Source organism: Oscillatoria sp. FACHB-1407 (genome assembly GCF_014697545.1).
GTDB lineage: Bacteria > Cyanobacteriota > Cyanobacteriia > Elainellales > Elainellaceae > FACHB-1407.
Genome location: NZ_JACJSA010000003.1, coordinates 140,734 through 156,903 on the forward strand (window position 1 = coordinate 140,734; position 16,170 = coordinate 156,903).

Consider the following 16,170-nt stretch of genomic DNA (forward strand, 5'->3'; position numbering starts at 1 on the left):
GGTGCAGAGGGCATTGCCTGACGTGACTGGGTTGTTTGGCAACCCTCCTGCACTGGCGTGTGTTTCCTTCCCTGACTGTCATAACTGTCTACACCTCAATTTTTAAGGACTACGGTGAACTCTCTCCGCTGCTATGGCAGTTTCTCAGGTGGTTTGCCAATCGCTCGATTTATTTTCAGGCTAACGGTGCATGGGTGGGGTGAGCGATCGCCTCTAACCCTTATTCCATCTACCCTCACTCGCTTGAGCAACGATATGCACTGGTTCCTCTGACTGCGGTTCTGTCCTTTCGGGTTGGTGGACAGTCTAGCATCTGGATCGGCTATCCGTTGCCTTCTCATCTCAAAAAACAGGTCGTTCCTGTGGTTCTGCCTCGCTACTTGCATTCTCTGGTTAGCCTGCCTCGACTGCCCACGATGGCACCGATTCCCACCCCAAGCCACGCCGGACAAGCACTGGCTCATCCGTAGTCAAATCTAAAATCGTAGAGACGTGATACGTCAGATCAAGCCCATCGTCGATAATCACATCAACTAATTTCTCAAAGCAGTCAAACAACTCCGCTTTTGAGACACGGTCACTCTTGCGAATTTCCATCTCTACATCATCCGTAGGGTTTGCCGAGGTCGAAATGATCGGATTCTCCAACGCGCCTAGCAATGCCTGACAAATGGCATGGTCGGGAACGCGAATGCCAGTCGTTTTCCGTTTCGGGTTCATCACCAACTTCGGCACTAGCTTGGTTGCAGGGAGGAGAAACGTAAACGGACCCGGAATCAGCCGACGCATAATTCGGTATGCACTGTCAGTGACTGCCGCATAGTGGGCGATGTTTGACAGGGATGAGCAGAGAAATGTTAAAGGTTTATCATTAGACAATTGTTTAATCCGTCTGACCCGCTCTATGGCGGCTTTTGAATTCATGTCACAGCCAATCGCATAGACTGTATCAGTGGGATAAAGCATGACAGCACCCTCACGCAGCGCACCTCTAACATGTTCTATCTCACGAGTCTGAGGCGTATCCGGATGGATTGTGTAAATTGTTGCCATAACAGTTTCTCCTCAGTAAAAGCCTCACTATTTCCCTCGCGATCGCCCCTTCCTCATCAGTCATGACAAAGATTGCCTATCTAGAATGTCCGACGGGTCTTGCAGGAGATATGTGCCTTGGGGCATTAGTTCACGCCGGGGTGCCCCTGGACTATCTAGCAGAGAAATTAAAGCCGTTAGGCATCTCCCATGAATACCGCCTATGGGCAGAGCTGGTTCATCGTAACGGGCAGCAAGCTACCAAAGTCCACGTCGAGTTACTGTCTGAACCAAAGCATCGAATATCCGCTGAGGAGGGGGTCGATCCACACACGACTTTTGCCCACCATCTCCATAGTACCAAGAGCAACTCTATCCAGCACACTCATACACACGACTCGCAACACTCGCACTCCCATTCCAGTGACCACAACCACGAGCCGCATGAAACCGACCACGGGCACAGCCGTCACCTGCCCGAAATCGAGCAACTCATTCGAGCTGCCCAGTTGCCACCGCGAGTAGAGGCTTGGAGTTTAGCCGTGTTTCGTCGGTTAGCTGAGGCAGAGGGAGCCGTTCATGGCATCTCCCCCGACCAAGTGCATTTTCATGAAGTGGGAGCCACGGATGCGATCGTCGATATTGTTGGGACTTGCCTGGGGTTAGACTGGTTGGGCATTGAGCAAATGTATTGCTCCCCCATGCCAACGGGGGGTGGAACCATCCGGGCAGCCCATGGACAACTGCCTGTACCCAGTCCTGCGGTGTTGAAACTATGGGAAATGCGGCAGGTGCCGATCTATAGCAATGGCATTCAACGAGAATTGGTGACTCCAACCGGAGCCGCGATCGCCACTACCCTGGCTACCGATTTTGGCGCACCCCCCACCATGACCCTACAAAAAGTCGGCTTGGGGGCAGGCTCTCGTAACCTACCGATTCCTAATATGGTGCGATTGTGGATTGGAGAAGCAGCAGGAGAAGAGAGAAGAGAGAAGAAAGAAGAGAGAAGAGAGCCGCAGTTCAGAGAGCAGGAAAAACATGAAGCGAATAGAGTAATCCCTGGCTCTGGAACCGCCGACCTGCAAGAAACGATCGCAGTACTCGAAACTCAGATTGATGATCTCAATCCGCAGGCGATCGGGTATGTGATGGAGGCGTTGTTTGCAGTAGGGGCAGTGGATGTATTTACTCAGGCGATCGCCATGAAGAAATCCCGTCCGGGTCTATTGCTGAATGTAATCTGCCACCCCGATCAGATTGAAGCGTGTGAGTCTTTGATCTTTCGGGAAACAACCACGCTTGGCATTCGTCGCTCTATGCAACAACGAAGCATCTTGCAGCGTATGATCCAAACCGTACAAACGCCCTATGGTGAGGTCAGGGTTAAAGTAGCGTGGCACCGGGGATCGCTGACCAACGCTCAGCCTGAATATGAAGACTGTGCGGCGATCGCTCGCCAACACAATATCCCGTGGCGAGAGGTTCACCGATTAGCGCAACAAGCGTGGCACAAACGGCAGGCCATCACCGAACAAGAGGTTAATACAGAGAAGAATACAATGACCGATGCGACGGCTAATACAACGATGGCTAGTACAACAATGGCAGGCGAGATGACTGCTTGACTTCCTTACAAAGCCTTAACTCAGTGCCGTCTTCGTTCCAATGCACCTGGTCAAACACTTGATGTAAGATATAAAGCCCTCTTCCGCATTCATCTAGCTCCTGCACATGCTTCTTAGTGCAATCGAGCGTGCATGAACAAGAAGGGGAAAATCCGGTTCCCTGGTCAGAAATAATCCACCAGTGCTGCCCCTCGACAATGAAGTACTCAACTAAAACTTTTTTCTTAGGGTCTAAGTTGTTACCATGCTTGGCAGCATTGACCAACGCTTCTTGTAAACCGAGTCGAATCTCTGGTTGCCATCGAACCGGAACATCGACCAGCAACAAATCTAGAACAGGAGAAAGATGGAGAGTGGAGGCGAAGCTAACGGTGCCCCACCTGCGTCCCGTCGGGCGCAGAGAGATAGCAATCACTCAATAGAACCTCGCTGCTTGCAAGTGGATACGAATTGCCCCTAGACCACCCATAAGGCAGCTAAGGACTTACCTGGAATGTAATCGTTGCCTAACGACAACATCAGTAAGTCAAACGATGTAGATGCTTACTTTACAAATCTCAGTATGCCCACTGGACTATTGCTATTGTAGCATGAAGCGATTGCTGCCATCTATAGGAAAAAACTATCCCCCCTGCACGGCAAGGAGGATAGCAGTCGGGATACATCACTGAAATCGAGCTATCCTTCAGGAAATGGTGGGTTTAGGCTTAAGCCCGCTTGCGACGACGCGAGATCACCAGAGTGCTCGCCGCTAAACCAAGTCCTGCCAGGGTTGCAGGCTCCGGAACGGATTCTGGCTCTTCCTCGATGACAGGAGGTTCTTCCTTGATTTCAGGACGCTCTGCCCATGCGGTAATGACAAAGTCCTGAAAGTCGGTGTCATTGCTGTTGCCGCGATCGTCAAAGCCAATATCCACTCCCTCCTCGGCAAAGGGATCAGCCGATGTCCGCTGAGAAGCATTAGCAAATGTGTTGGTTGTTGAGCGATCGACTTCTTCTGCAACCTGAGTCCCAAATACAGCCTGTTGCGTGTTGGCGTTGTTAAACAAGTTCAACGCAGTGGTCGAATAGACTCTTCCCATGTTGTTGCCGTTGCGAGTGCTGCTGAGTCCAAATGTGTAAGTCGTACCACCCAAGAACTTGTAAGACACTGAATTAACCCCCGTCTGAGAGGTTACTGCATTACCGAATGAACCCTTCCATTCGTTTGCACCACCATTGTCGGAGCTTTTTGTTTCAGAGAACAGGACAAAGGCAGAATTCTCCACGACCGCGCCATTGTCAACTTTGTAAATACTCAGAGTTGACTTGTAAGCCCCGTGGGAGGTCTGAAATTGAAATTCCACTTCAGTATCTTGATCAAACTGAATGCCGTCAGTACCAAAGGTGGCAGCCTCAGCAGATCCCGCCACGCCTGCCAATGCAGCAGTTGCAGCAGTGGCTGCGGTGGCAACGGTCAAATATTTCTGAAAAGTCGTTGTCATTGCCATTCTCCTAGTTGTTTGAGTGGTAAGTGAGGAGTACAAAGATTTGAGTGTGTAACCTCCAGCAGGGTTGGCTACGGCAGCAGAAATTGACCTGCAATGCTCCCGCTGTAGGTGCGTGATTGAGCCAGGGAAATGAACCGAGATAAAGGAGATGTCAGCAGCACAAATTGGGCGCGTGGAACGACCCCAGCGTGAAGTCTGACTTCAAGATGAAATAAAAGGTTTGTAATCAATTCCTCGCTAATGAGGAATAGGCGATCGCACTGGATGAGAACGGGTTAGCTGCGGTAGATGGAGCGAGAGATTGGGAAAGAAGCTTTACCCGTCTCACAGTTGGATCGATGAATACTGAATGACTCTGAAACTATTGACTCCGAAATCATTAGCTCCGAAATCAGCTTAGAAGAGGTGAATGTTGATGGCAGATTCACTGGAACACGAACCTCTGTTGTTCGTCTTATGTCAACAATTTTACTGATAGAACCACTGGGCTTGTCATCGGCTCATAACGACGTTTACTTAGTCTTTAAAGTTGTGCTGTTCACTACAAAAGTTTTGTAAGGGCGATCGCTACCGAATTAAAATCCCCGGAATCTCAAGATTCCGGGGATCTGTCAAAGTGTGGAGAGTGTAACACGCTACGTTATGAAGCCTGGAGGTGAACCTTAGCTTCTTGTGCGACGGTTTCTACTTCATCATTTGCTAATACTTCCAACACAGCGAGAGCTTGCGGATGGTTGAGCCGACCCAAGGCTTGAGCGACCCGATAACGAATTTGGGAGTCTTGATCAGAGGCGTAAGGAATGAGGAGGGGCAATGCACGACTATCCCCCAGTTCTCCAAGGGAACCTACGGCTGCTGTCCGGATTAATTCATTGTTGGACTCCAGAGCCGATTGCAATAACTCAAACGAGCGTGGATCACCCAACTCCCCTAGTGCCGCGATAATGCTAAATTGCAACAGCCACTCCGAGGAACTCTGGTAGATCGTCTGCAAGTCCTCATAGGCTTCTTTTAATTGCAGTGCCCCAATTGAATCAGCAGCAGCTGCCTGAACATCAACCTCTTTGTCATTTAGTAAGCGATCGCGCAAGATGGTTAATGATTTGTGCAGATCTTGCTGCCCCAATGTCGCTAGTTGGCTGATTGCCGCATAACGAACCCGTGCATTGGGGTCATTTACTGCCGTTTGAATCATGTCAAAGGCGATCGTCGGTTCTAACTGACGCAGCTGATTAATAGCCGTGAGCCGTTGACCATAATCGTCTGAGGTCAATAGTTGTTGAACAGATTCAGGCGTAACAGTCATAATGATTATTCTTTACAAAAAGTTATTAAAAGACAGGGAAATGGCCGGTTAGCCGTGTAGCACTCATGGCTTTAGCCTTGATGAGCCGCCATAAAGCGAACGATATCGCCACGAGTCACGATGCCAATCACGTTGCCGCTTGCATCCAAAACAGGGAGTCGATGAATGCTGCGCTCGTGCATCAGTTGAGCCGCTTCTCGCAGTGGTTTATCGGGTTTGACAGTGATAGGCTCTTTAGTCATTACTTCGCCGACGGTTTGCCCTAAGGCTTTGTGTAAATCACGCTCATATTTGTTGGGGTTTTCGAGATAGATCACACTGTCGAGCAACATGATATATGCGGGCGGAGTCACGCCTGTCTCTTGCCACATCAAGTCTGTCTCTGAAATTACCCCAACTAACTTGCCGCTAGTATCAACCACCGGAAGTCCGCTAATCCGTTTTTCTGCAAGGATTTGAATAGCATCTTTAAGGGAGGTTTCTGGCTGCACCACGATTGGATCGCGGGTCATCACATCAGCAACAGTAGTGGTCATAGTTAGCCAGTTGAATTTGATTCTCTAGGCTTATTTTAAGAAATCCTGGGGATCAACCGAGCAGGGTTTACAGGTTGTTACATCACACAAGGTGGGCAGTGGTCAGTGGTTAATAGTCAATGGTCAGTGGTCAATGGTCAATTGTTGATGGTCAGGGGTTAGGGGGCAGTGGTTAGTGGTCAATGGTTAGGGGTTAGGGGTAAGTGGTCAATGGTCAATGGTCAGTGGTCAGTGGTCAATGGTCAATTGTTGATGGTCAGGGGTTAGGGGGCAGTGGTTCGTGGTCAATGGTTAGGGGTTAGGGGTCAGTGGTCAATGGTTAGGGGTTAGGGGTAAGTGGTCAATGGTCAATGGTCATGGTCAGTGGTCAATTGTTGAGGGTTGGGTGAGTGAGGAACTGGTACCGGATGACTGACAATCAACCATCTTCTATGACTCGCAGTAGGCTTTGAGAATGTCGATGCAGTGGGCGATCGCCCCTAAATGAGCAATCTCGTAGCCGTGGGTATTGTGTGTCGGAAAGCTGAGGCAGGCTGCCCGTCCAACATGTCCATTTTTCATGGCGATCGAGCCGTCACTGCCAAACCCACTAATCGCAGCTAGTTGTAGCGGAATCTGGAGGCGGTTGGCGATCTGGCGGAGGTGGGCGTTTAAGTCCTCGTCATATACGCCATAGCCGTCCTGGGAGAGCAACACAGGCGCAACCCCATCCTGAATTGGATACTCTGACGAGAGGGGGCAGATTTCCAGAGCGATGAGCGCATCCAGTCGTTGACGGTTACTGAAATACAATGCCCCGATCGCCCCAACTTCTTCTTTTGCCGATGCCACGAGATAGACATCCATAGCGGGTTCTTTGACCTGCTCCGCCAGTGCCAGCAAGATGGCGATCGACGCTTTGTTATCCAATGTGTAGCTGGCGATGTAATCCTTGAGTCGAAACGGGTGCTTGCGATGTTTACCGACGACCATCCGAGTTCCCGGTCGAATGCCCGCTGCCTCTAGCTCCTCGTCGGTACGTTTGGTTTCCACCCAGGCATCTTCCCACCGCACGGCTTTGTCTTCCTGCTGCACCTTTTGCGGAGACTCATGAGACACATGGCGAGAGCCAAAGCTGAGAATGCCACTGATGGTTTCACTGTCGCCCAGCAAGTCCACAACTCCCTCGCCATAAACCCAGGGGAATGCTCCACCGAGCCTGCGAACCTCGACTTTACCCGCCGTGCCAACCCGTTTGACAATGCCACCGATTTCGTCTTTGTGAGCGGTGATGGCGATCGCTCGGTCGGGGTTGCGTCCTGGGAGTTTGGCGATCGCGTTACCTGCGTCGTCCTGCCATGCCTCGACGCCTAACTCTTGAAAGCGATTCATTAAGAAGCGATCGATTTCGGTTTCTGCGCCACTGGGGGAGTGATGCATTACCAAAGTGGCGATCGTGTCGAACAGTGTGTCGTATGTAATAGCCATAACTAAGACGAGAAGTGTTGAAACCCCCGGTCAAGAGAGAGCACCTCGTCTGAGTATAGTCCGCTGGAGTCGTGGAGGACGACCTGAGGGTTTTGGGTAATCGTGCCGATGATCGCCGCTGAGGAACCGAGTTTTGCCTGAAGGGCTTGGGCGATCGCTTCGGGTAAACAGAGCACCAGTTCAAAATCTTCGCCGCCATACAGTGCCCACGCGATCGCCTGTTCTGCTGTCAAGCAAGACTGAACCTCAGTAGGCACAGGAATCTGGTTGCGTTCAAGCTGTGCTCCCACGCCACTGGCACGACAAATTTGCAACACAGCATCCGCCAACCCATCACTGCTGTCCATGCCACCCACTCGAAATGGAACGGTATTCTCAAAGGCAGCGTGTAACAGCGGGATTACGTCCAACCGGGGAATAGGACGTTGGTGAGCCTGGGTCAGGGTAGCCCGCTCTCCTGAACTCAAACCCTCGCCCTGCTCCGGATGCAGCAATAGCTCTAACCCTGCTCGTGAGGCTCCGTGAACTCCCGTCACGAGAATGGCATCTCCCGGTTGAGCATCAGAACGACGAATCACCTGAGCCGGATCGACATGCCCCAAAGCTGTAATCGATACCGTTATGACATTGGAACGACAAATATCACCCCCAATTATCGGGGTTGCATAGGGTTGTAAACAGGCAACCAAGCCCTGATAAAGCTCTTCAATCCAGCCGATAGCACAATCTTTGGGCAGACTCAACCCCACCGTGATGCCCAATGGAGTAGCTCCCATCGCCGCTAGATCTGAGAGATTGGCAGCGGCGGCTCGCCAACCGACATCTATAGCAGACGTGGTGCGATCGCTAAAATGCACCCCATCCACCAGCACATCGGTTGTGACAACGAGCGATCGCCCCGGTGGCACTGTTAGCAGAGCCGCATCATCGCCAACAAACTCTGGGGGACAAAAGCTCTGCAATCGTTGCAGCAGCCCTTGTTCCCCCAAGTCAGATAAACGTAGATCGGCTTTATCACTCACGTTGGTTCAGATATTTAGCGTGAGAAAACGTCAATGGTCAATCGTTCATGGTCAATTGTTCACATACCAAACTATCAACCACTAACCCTTGGCTAGAGAACCGTCAATCGTCAATCGTTTATGGTCAATTGTTCACATACCAAACTATCAACCACTAACCCTTGGCCAGAGAACCGTCAATCGTCAATCGTTCATGGTCAATCGTTCACATACCAAACTATCAACCACTAACCCTTGGCTAGAGAACCGTCAATCGTCAATCGTTCATGGTCAATCGTTCACATACGAAACTATCAACCACTAACCCTTGGCTAGAGAACCGTCAATCGTCAATCGTTCATGGTCAATTGTTCACATACCAAACTATCAACCATTGACCATTGACCAAAGAACCGCCAATCGTCAATCGTTCATGGTCAATCGTTCACATACCAAACTATCAACCATTGACCATTGACCACTGACTATTAACCATTGACCACTGACTATTGACCATTGACCACTAGCTATTGACCATTGACCACTAACTATTGACCATTGACCAACTCCTAAGCCTTTGGCTCGACCAAATTCTCCAACCCATCAACCACCTTGGCCGACTCAATCAAGTCACCTGCTTTCAGCTTCTCCAACACCTCTTTGCCTTCGGTGACAAAGCCAAAAATGGAATAGCGACCATCCAGCAAATTTGCTCCAGCAGGAGTCAATTCTGGCTCAAACAAGAAGAAGAAAAACTGCGAGGAACCCCCGTTGGGGTCGCTGGAAGGGCGAGCCAATGCCAATGCGCCATACGCCGAGAAGGGCAGCACGGGTTGTTCAAGAAAACGCCCAGCATCCTCCAGGGTGATGCCGTAGGTCGGTTCCTTGTCTCCCTTCACCAGAACTTCGAGGGGAATGGCACGATATTTGCCCGTGTCAGGGTCAACAAAACCAACCTCTGGACCGGGGGGATCGCCGACTTGCAGCACATAAGATTCTTCAGCACGGGTGAAGGGCAAGTTGTCATAGAAACCGCGTTTCACCAGATCAACAAAGTTTCCAGCGGTCACAGGCGCACTGTACCCGTCCACAACTGCCTTCATGTCACCCTTGCTGGTTTTGAAGGCGATCGTGGCACGCCCTTTCAATTGAGGCAAATTGCTATATTCAGCGGGCACCTCGTAGGGAAAGCCCGTCACCATCAGTTCCTCTAGCTCACCAATTTTATCGAGTAGCTCTGAGCGTTTCGTCCAGATCGCTTCTCGGTCTTGCGCTTCGACATCAGCGCGAATGGCAGCAATGCCCTCGCCAATCTCAGTAATTAAGACTTCAGCTTGAGGTTGGCGATCGCTCGGCACACTGGCTAACAACTCTGCCTTACGCGAGAGAATTCGTTCAGCTTGCGTTAAATTACCGTTAATACCACTTAACCGCTTTCGACTCACTCGTAACGTCGTTGAGATATCTTCTAATGCGACCTGTAACTTACGCACGGCCTGGTTGTCGATCGGCAGTGCATAGCGCAGCAATGCTTTACCATCGCTAATTGGGTTGCCCGCAGGCAATCGGCTAATTAAAACATCGGCAGTCACAGGAGCAGCAGCAGCAGGACTGTTTTCTAAAGCAATATTTAATGTCAATGCCAGTAGGAGCAGCACAGCAGAAACCATCCCTGCTCGGAGCCAGCGTTTGAGCGAGTCAATCATTGGATTTCCTGGAGTGTAACATTCGGAAAAATACCGTGAGATGTCATCGACAAAATTCTCATGTTTCATCTTCCCACATCCCATAGCCCCAACAAGCGGTAAAATGAATTGCCGATTGTTCTCCTGAGACAGCATAGATTCATGATTTCCAGTAACGACTTTCGTCCCGGTGTCAGCATTGTTTTAGAAGGGTCCGTGTGGCGGGTAGTAGAGTTTCTGCATGTCAAACCGGGCAAAGGGGCTGCCTTTGTGCGGACGAAACTGAAGAACGTGCAGAACGGTAACGTGGTTGAACGTACCTTCCGAGCTGCTGAAACTGTCCCACAGGCGACACTTGAAAAGAGTGTGATGCAGCATACCTACAAGGAAGGCGAGGACTATGTCTTTATGGACATGGAAACCTATGAGGAAAGCCGCCTTTCTGCTGCGCAAATTGGCGATCGCGTCAAATATTTGAAAGAAGGCATGGAAGCCAACGTGGTGCGGTGGGAAGACCAGGTGCTTGAAGTAGAACTGCCCAACTCCGTAGTTTTAGAAGTGACTCAAACCGATCCCGGTGTTAAAGGCGACACGGCAACAGGTGGTACGAAGCCTGCGATCGTTGAAACGGGTGCTCAAGTCATGGTGCCACTGTTTATTTCGGTCGGAGAACGGATTAAAATCGACACTCGTACGGATACTTACCTGGGTCGGGAGTAACCGTTGCAACTTCAATCACGGTGTAGACATCGTTTACACATCGTTGGAGGGTTATGAGTCATGCTGCCTGTGTGCGTCGTAGTGGCAACGGTAACTGATATTCGTGCCGTTGCCCAATCGCCACTCGGTTAGGGCAAATCTGTCACATTGAATATTTCTATTTGAACCGGGCTATAAAAACTGTGGAATTGAATTTTGATGAACTCCGTGAACTGCTGACCCTGCTAAATCAGACAGACGTCGCGGAATTAATGCTAAAAAGCAATGAATTTGAATTGACCCTGCGCAAAGGAAATATGGCGGTGGGCGATCGCCCCGGCGGAGGGGTCGTTTCACAGCAAGCCTCTCTGGCACCCCCTCCAAGTTTGCCTGGTGCTGTGCCCGCTCCTTTGCCTGCGCCCGCCCCAGCCCCCTTGGCAGCACCCCCTCCCCCTGCGCCCGCCCCAGCACCCCCTCCACCCAATGCTGCTGTAAACGATCGTCTGGTTGACATCATTTCGCCCATGGTGGGTACGTTTTATCGTGCTCCTGCCCCGGACGAACCACCGTTTGTGGATACGGGCGATCGCATTCGTCCGGGTCAAACGGTCTGCATCATCGAAGCCATGAAACTGATGAACGAGCTTGAAGCAGAGGTTTCGGGTGAGATTGTAGAGATTTTGCTCAAAAACGGTGAACCCGTTGAATATGGGCAAGTTTTAATGCGCGTGAATCCTAGTTAACGTGAATTTGGGAGCAGGATTTTGACGGTTAAAACCGCAGCATAGGAACGAAACCGACTTGCATCGATTCGTCAAATCCTACATCTTCCGGAGTCCGCGTCGGCGGACTTCGCTTTGATAGCCGCGAATTCATTCGCCAGGCTCTTAAACCGAACTGACGTTAGGGAAGGGACAGAGGATTATTTTTGGCATAGTAGACGACGTCAATGCCACGTCGATCGACCGTCATCTTCTCAAACTGCATTCCCAGTTTTTCCATAACTCGGATAGAGCGTTGATTTTCCGGTTGAGCGATCGCCACAATTCTCGGCAAATTGAGCTGCTCAAATCCATAAGCCATGACAGCTTGAGCCGCTTCTATTGCCAACCCTTTACCCCAATAATCAGGGGTTAACCACCACCCAATCTCGACCTCATTGAACCCGTCAAAGCGGAATAAACCGCAAAGCCCGATGAGGGTTTGAGTCTCTGAATCGATCACTGCCCAAAACGAAAACCCAGCTTCTCGTTGTGAAGTCGTATTTGCCTCAAAAAATTGCTGGATTCGCTCGTCTGACCACGATTCACCCGTGCCGATATATTGCATCACACGCGGATCAGTGGCGATCGCCTTAAAGGCATCAAAATCGTCTGATTCCCAACCTCGCAATATGAGCCGTTCGGTTTTAAGCATGGTCGTTTGCGCTAGTGCTAGAAAAAATAGCTGCAAATCAACTGTAGGGGCGTTTCGCGAAACGCCCCTACGACAATTTACATGCACACTCTCAATTGATCGAATGGCATAGAATATGGTTCAAGCAGGCACCTGAAACTGCTCTGTTCCGGCTAAGCCAAACGCGGCATGAACCGCTTGCAAGGCTCTAACCCCTTCCTCCTCAGCCACCACACAACTGATTTTGATCTCCGAAGTAGCGATCATTTGAATGTTGATTTGTTGTTGAGCAAATGCCTCAAACATTTTGGCAGCGACCCCTGGACGACCAATCATGCCTGTGCCAACGACGCTAACCTTCGCGATCGCCCGATCGACCGTAACTTCACTACAGCCTAATTCCGGTGAGGCTTCTTTAAGCGCGGTTTGGGCAGCGTCAGCATCGGCTTGAGCTACCGTAAAGGCGATATCACGGGTTGTGACTCCGTTGATCAAGCGGCAGCGTTGCGACTGAATAATCATGTCAACGCTAATGCCTTTACCGGCTAACAGGCGAAACAGTTGGGCTGCCATGCCGGGGCGGTCGGGTACATGGCGAATGGCGAGTCGCGCCTGGTTTAGATCTAATGCCGCTCCACGCACGATGGGAGCCATCTCCTGAGAGCGATCGCCCCATTTTTCCAGGTTGGCAGGCGAACTCGTCACCTCAAATTCTTTGCACAAAGCTGCGATCGCTCGGTCACAATCCGCTGCATCAATCGCACAACTGACCTTCACCTCTGAGGTTGAGATCATCTGAATATTGACATCTGCTGCTGCCAGTGTGGCAAACATCTGTGCCGCCACACCCGGACGACCGATCATCCCTGCCCCTGCAATGCTGACCTTTGCTATTTGCCGCTCCACCATCACCTCGGCTTCCCCCAGGGTTGGATCTGCATGATTTCTCAAAGCAGGGGCGATCGCGGCTGCCACGGCCTCTGCCCGATGCAACGAGGATTGGGTCACTGTAAAGGCAATGTCATTGGTGTTGCCTTCGTGAATGGATTGGATAATCAAATCCACATCCAAATTTTGTAGGGCAATTTCACCAAACAATCGCGCTGCCACACCGGGGCGATCGGGCACTCGTAGCAGAGCAATTTTTGCCTGATCGGTGTCAAACTCAACCGCGTCTACAGGATGCACCAGTTCCAACCCTTCCAGAGGTCGTGCTTGCGGAATCGGAGACACAACCCGCGTACCGGGAGCATCCTCCCAACTCGATCGCACCACTAGAGTTACCCCATAATTTCGGGCAATCTCGACCGCACGGGGATGGAGTACCTTGGCTCCCAGGCTTGCCAGTTCTAGCATTTCGTCTGAGGTAATCTCGCTCATCAATTGGGCATCTGGCACGATCCGGGGATCAGCCGTCAAAATGCCAGGAACATCTGTGTAAATCTCACAGGCATCCGCTTGAAGAGCCGCTGCCAGTGCTACGGCTGATGTATCCGAGCCACCCCGTCCCAGCGTTGTGATCTCCAGGTCAGTCGTGCTGCTGATGCCCTGGAAACCTGCAACCACAACAACTTCTCCCTGTTGTAAATGCCGCTGAATCCGCTCAGTTTCAATGCTCAAAATTCGGGCACGGGTATGATGGGCTTCGGTGACGATCCCGACCTGCGCACCTGTGAGGGAAATTGCAGGCTGGTCTAGCTCCTGCAACGCCATGCTGAGAAGGGCGATCGATACCTGCTCACCCGTTGATAACAGCATGTCCATTTCGCGGCGACTGGGATGGGTCGAAATCTCATGCGCCAGCTTCACCAAACCATCAGTGGTTTTCCCCATGGCGGACACCACCACCACCAGAGAATGTCCCTCTGCGACTGTTTTCTTAACCCGCTGGGCAACCGCCTGAATCCGCTCTACCGTACCGACAGAGGTGCCCCCATATTTCTGCACAATCAATGCCATATTTACCCATTCTCCTGCCCCCACAAGCTCTGAATGCTTAAAGGGTCACGTTTGCTCAGAGTTTGGGAGGCACAGTATCACGACGAATAACGAACCTACATCAACTTATCAGACTCTAGCTCGTTTCACGAGAGCCAAACTATAGATTGTTAACCATTAAAGGTTAATCGTCAATTGTTTCTTAATCCATTAGCTACTGTGTGCACGCAAGTCCTCTCAGACCTCTAAATTCCCTGACTTTGGGGGACTTTGAGCCTTTGTCAAGGGGCTTAACTCAACCAGAAAGACCCGTACTTGGAACCGATGCGAAGCGCGCCCTATCGCGGCAACGAAAACGGAAATGAAACCGTTGGGTCTTGAGGGTTAACTGTGCCTCTCAAGGTTTGGGTTGATCCCTGCACCAACAATCGCAGGGTAAAGGGAATAGCCCCTGAGGATTCTCCACACGGCAAATAGAGATTGACCTCAATATTGTATTGACCTTGAGGTGCGCCACCGGGGGGCCAAAAGATATTCTCAACAGGCGATCGCGTCACTCCACTACACGCTGCATTTGCATCGACATCGAGTTGCCCACCAGAGGCAATCTGACGATTGGAATAACTGACCACGGCACCACTCGGATCGGTCACCGCTAAATCTAGATCATCGGTTGTTGCCCATTGCAATGTCACCTGAATATCACCCGTACCCAACTGTGGAATGCTTGAGCTTTGGTCAGAAGCACAAATACTGGAGAGGTCAAACACCTGTCCTCCTGAATCCATCACAAAACAGCCTTGATATTCCTGCGATCGCGCCGGAGTGTGGCTACCGCCCACAAGCACACCAACGACAGCACAAGACGTAAGAACCCATGGGAAAGACAGAGGCGATCGCGACAGCTTAAACATGATGGGGAGGCGAATGACGGATGACAGTGTTGAAAAGAGCAACTGCTTAGCAAAGTCAATCTCCTAGCAGAATCAACCTCTGGATAGAAAAGTGATTGACTACTTACAAATTCGCTCGACTATCCGCCTCATCCGGACAGCTACAGCCATCCCAACTAAGGGTATGAAGGGGGCTAGGTGTGGAACTCCTGGCTGCGGGCACAGCCCCTCCACCCCCCTGGTTTTATTTCCAAACCCTATCTGTGAATAGCAGTGCTAAGAAATTACAACTTGAAGGATGGTGTGAAAAGAATGATTCAAATCTCCTTTTTTACGCATTAAATTAGGACGGCTATATAATGACGCAAGTAACGATAGGTAACAGTTCTCCGCGATTCAACTTACAATTTGATTGAATAAAGCGAGAATTTTTTCTAACCTTGATATCAAGATCTATTTGTTTTAATTCACTGTTTTATAACGACGATCACCTATCAATAAAATTAAGGTCTTTTGCACATCAAAGTCTTCTGTGCGTGTTGAGGAGTTCAAACGTGCCTAATAGTAACCCGTGGTTCAGTCATTTTGTACCTGCTAGCCTCAGTGGTCTTGCGATCGCCACTGGGGTCATGATCGCTAATCCTGCTCCCACTATGGCTCAAGCGGCTTATGGTAGCTATGTTGGGATTGGAGGTTCCTTTGGGTTGACCGAGGGGTCTGACCTCGCCAGTGAAGGCAGTAATTCTGGTGGAGTAATTGCCGTTCGCTATCGACTCTTAGAAGTTCCTATCTCTCTCCGAGCACAGGCACTGATCAGCGAAAGAACGGCGATCGTCCCCACAGTGTCTTACGATATTCCCATCAACTGGCAGACTGACGCTTACATCGGGGCAGGCGCATCCATCGTCACAGGTGGAGATCCTGAAGACACATCCCCCATTGGCAATCAGACCAGCTTTGTTATCCAACCTGGCATCGATTACAGCCTACCTGATAGTAACCTCGTTGTTTTTGGCAATGCCATTTTTGCCTTCGATGCTTATGAAGAAGGCGGTGGTGCTGGCATCTCGGTTCAGGGTGGAGTCGGCTTGCGATTCTAG

The 16,170-nt window shown here is 50.7% G+C and carries 16 protein-coding genes; 5 read left to right on the forward strand and 11 right to left on the reverse strand.

Annotated features, from left to right (window positions below; all coding sequences use genetic code 11):
* Window positions 1-114: 114 nt before the first annotated feature.
* A complete protein-coding gene (locus H6G89_RS06515; RefSeq protein ID WP_190504500.1) occupies window positions 115-273 on the forward strand; it encodes a hypothetical protein in 159 nt (52 codons plus the stop codon).
* Window positions 274-393: 120 nt separating this feature from the next.
* Here H6G89_RS06515 and H6G89_RS06520 read toward each other — a convergent pair whose 3' ends face one another.
* Complete coding sequence (locus H6G89_RS06520; protein WP_190504501.1) at window positions 394-1,053, reverse strand: L-threonylcarbamoyladenylate synthase; 660 nt, start codon at window positions 1,051-1,053, stop codon at window positions 394-396.
* A 62-nt stretch (window positions 1,054-1,115) separates the two neighbouring features.
* Here H6G89_RS06520 and larC point away from each other — a divergent pair, with 62 nt between their 5' ends.
* Window positions 1,116-2,660, forward strand: coding sequence for a nickel pincer cofactor biosynthesis protein LarC (gene larC / locus H6G89_RS06525; RefSeq protein ID WP_190504502.1), 1,545 nt, complete (start codon window positions 1,116-1,118; stop codon window positions 2,658-2,660).
* Here the strand turns inward: larC and H6G89_RS06530 are convergent.
* The 7 genes from H6G89_RS06530 to H6G89_RS06560 form a co-directional block, all read right to left on the reverse strand.
* Window positions 2,626-3,075 carry an ATP-binding protein gene (locus H6G89_RS06530; RefSeq protein ID WP_190504503.1) on the reverse strand — a complete coding sequence of 150 codons (450 nt, stop codon included), beginning with the start codon at window positions 3,073-3,075 and terminating at the stop codon, window positions 2,626-2,628. The genes larC and H6G89_RS06530 overlap by 35 nt on opposite strands.
* A 292-nt stretch (window positions 3,076-3,367) precedes the next feature.
* Window positions 3,368-4,144, reverse strand: coding sequence for a PEP-CTERM sorting domain-containing protein (locus H6G89_RS06535; RefSeq protein WP_190504504.1), 777 nt, complete (start codon window positions 4,142-4,144; stop codon window positions 3,368-3,370).
* A gap of 646 nt (window positions 4,145-4,790) precedes the next feature.
* Complete coding sequence (nblB, locus tag H6G89_RS06540) at window positions 4,791-5,456, reverse strand: phycobilisome degradation protein NblB (RefSeq protein WP_190504505.1); 666 nt, start codon at window positions 5,454-5,456, stop codon at window positions 4,791-4,793.
* Window positions 5,457-5,527: 71 nt separating this feature from the next.
* The gene (locus tag H6G89_RS06545; protein WP_190504506.1) at window positions 5,528-5,992 is read right to left on the reverse strand and encodes a CBS domain-containing protein; all 465 of its coding nucleotides are present in this window, start codon (window positions 5,990-5,992) and stop codon (window positions 5,528-5,530) included.
* Between the two features lie 429 nt (window positions 5,993-6,421).
* Window positions 6,422-7,459: a M42 family metallopeptidase gene (locus H6G89_RS06550; RefSeq protein WP_190504507.1), complete on the reverse strand. Its 1,038-nt coding sequence runs from the start codon at window positions 7,457-7,459 to the stop codon at window positions 6,422-6,424.
* Between the two features lie 2 nt (window positions 7,460-7,461).
* On the reverse strand, window positions 7,462-8,481 hold the full coding sequence (thiL, locus tag H6G89_RS06555; protein ID WP_190504508.1) for a thiamine-phosphate kinase: 1,020 nt from the start codon (window positions 8,479-8,481) through the stop codon (window positions 7,462-7,464).
* A gap of 548 nt (window positions 8,482-9,029) precedes the next feature.
* On the reverse strand, window positions 9,030-10,166 hold the full coding sequence (locus H6G89_RS06560; RefSeq protein WP_190504509.1) for a peptidylprolyl isomerase: 1,137 nt from the start codon (window positions 10,164-10,166) through the stop codon (window positions 9,030-9,032).
* A gap of 141 nt (window positions 10,167-10,307) precedes the next feature.
* Between H6G89_RS06560 and efp the strand changes: the two genes are divergently transcribed.
* Window positions 10,308-10,865, forward strand: coding sequence for an elongation factor P (gene efp, locus H6G89_RS06565; RefSeq protein WP_190504510.1), 558 nt, complete (start codon window positions 10,308-10,310; stop codon window positions 10,863-10,865).
* 182 nt (window positions 10,866-11,047) lie between these two features.
* Window positions 11,048-11,587: an acetyl-CoA carboxylase biotin carboxyl carrier protein gene (accB, locus tag H6G89_RS06570; RefSeq protein WP_190504511.1), complete on the forward strand. Its 540-nt coding sequence runs from the start codon at window positions 11,048-11,050 to the stop codon at window positions 11,585-11,587.
* Window positions 11,588-11,747: 160 nt separating this feature from the next.
* Here the strand turns inward: accB and H6G89_RS06575 are convergent, their stop codons facing one another.
* The 3 genes from H6G89_RS06575 to H6G89_RS06585 form a co-directional block, all read right to left on the reverse strand.
* Entirely contained in the window at window positions 11,748-12,260 is a 513-nt protein-coding gene (locus tag H6G89_RS06575; protein ID WP_190504512.1) for a GNAT family N-acetyltransferase, read from the reverse strand.
* A gap of 120 nt (window positions 12,261-12,380) precedes the next feature.
* Complete coding sequence (locus H6G89_RS06580; RefSeq protein WP_190504513.1) at window positions 12,381-14,198, reverse strand: aspartate kinase; 1,818 nt, start codon at window positions 14,196-14,198, stop codon at window positions 12,381-12,383.
* Between the two features lie 317 nt (window positions 14,199-14,515).
* Complete coding sequence (locus tag H6G89_RS06585) at window positions 14,516-15,091, reverse strand: YfaP family protein (protein WP_190504514.1); 576 nt, start codon at window positions 15,089-15,091, stop codon at window positions 14,516-14,518.
* Window positions 15,092-15,624: 533 nt separating this feature from the next.
* Here H6G89_RS06585 and H6G89_RS06590 point away from each other — a divergent pair.
* Window positions 15,625-16,170, forward strand: coding sequence for a hypothetical protein (locus H6G89_RS06590; protein WP_190504515.1), 546 nt, complete (start codon window positions 15,625-15,627; stop codon window positions 16,168-16,170).

What these genes read in the sequence shown, in the direction of transcription:
- H6G89_RS06520 (WP_190504501.1), bottom strand. Translation starts at nt 1,053, where the DNA reads ATGGCAACAATTTACACAATCCATCCGGATACGCCTCAGACTCGTGAG.
- larC (WP_190504502.1), top strand. Translation starts at nt 1,116, where the DNA reads ATGACAAAGATTGCCTATCTAGAATGTCCGACGGGTCTTGCAGGAGAT.
- H6G89_RS06535 (WP_190504504.1), bottom strand. Translation starts at nt 4,144, where the DNA reads ATGACAACGACTTTTCAGAAATATTTGACCGTTGCCACCGCAGCCACT.
- nblB (WP_190504505.1), bottom strand. Translation starts at nt 5,456, where the DNA reads ATGACTGTTACGCCTGAATCTGTTCAACAACTATTGACCTCAGACGAT.
- H6G89_RS06545 (WP_190504506.1), bottom strand. Translation starts at nt 5,992, where the DNA reads ATGACCACTACTGTTGCTGATGTGATGACCCGCGATCCAATCGTGGTG.
- H6G89_RS06550 (WP_190504507.1), bottom strand. Translation starts at nt 7,459, where the DNA reads ATGGCTATTACATACGACACACTGTTCGACACGATCGCCACTTTGGTA.
- H6G89_RS06560 (WP_190504509.1), bottom strand. Translation starts at nt 10,166, where the DNA reads ATGATTGACTCGCTCAAACGCTGGCTCCGAGCAGGGATGGTTTCTGCT.
- efp (WP_190504510.1), top strand. Translation starts at nt 10,308, where the DNA reads ATGATTTCCAGTAACGACTTTCGTCCCGGTGTCAGCATTGTTTTAGAA.
- H6G89_RS06575 (WP_190504512.1), bottom strand. Translation starts at nt 12,260, where the DNA reads ATGCTTAAAACCGAACGGCTCATATTGCGAGGTTGGGAATCAGACGAT.
- H6G89_RS06580 (WP_190504513.1), bottom strand. Translation starts at nt 14,198, where the DNA reads ATGGCATTGATTGTGCAGAAATATGGGGGCACCTCTGTCGGTACGGTA.
- H6G89_RS06585 (WP_190504514.1), bottom strand. Translation starts at nt 15,091, where the DNA reads ATGTTTAAGCTGTCGCGATCGCCTCTGTCTTTCCCATGGGTTCTTACG.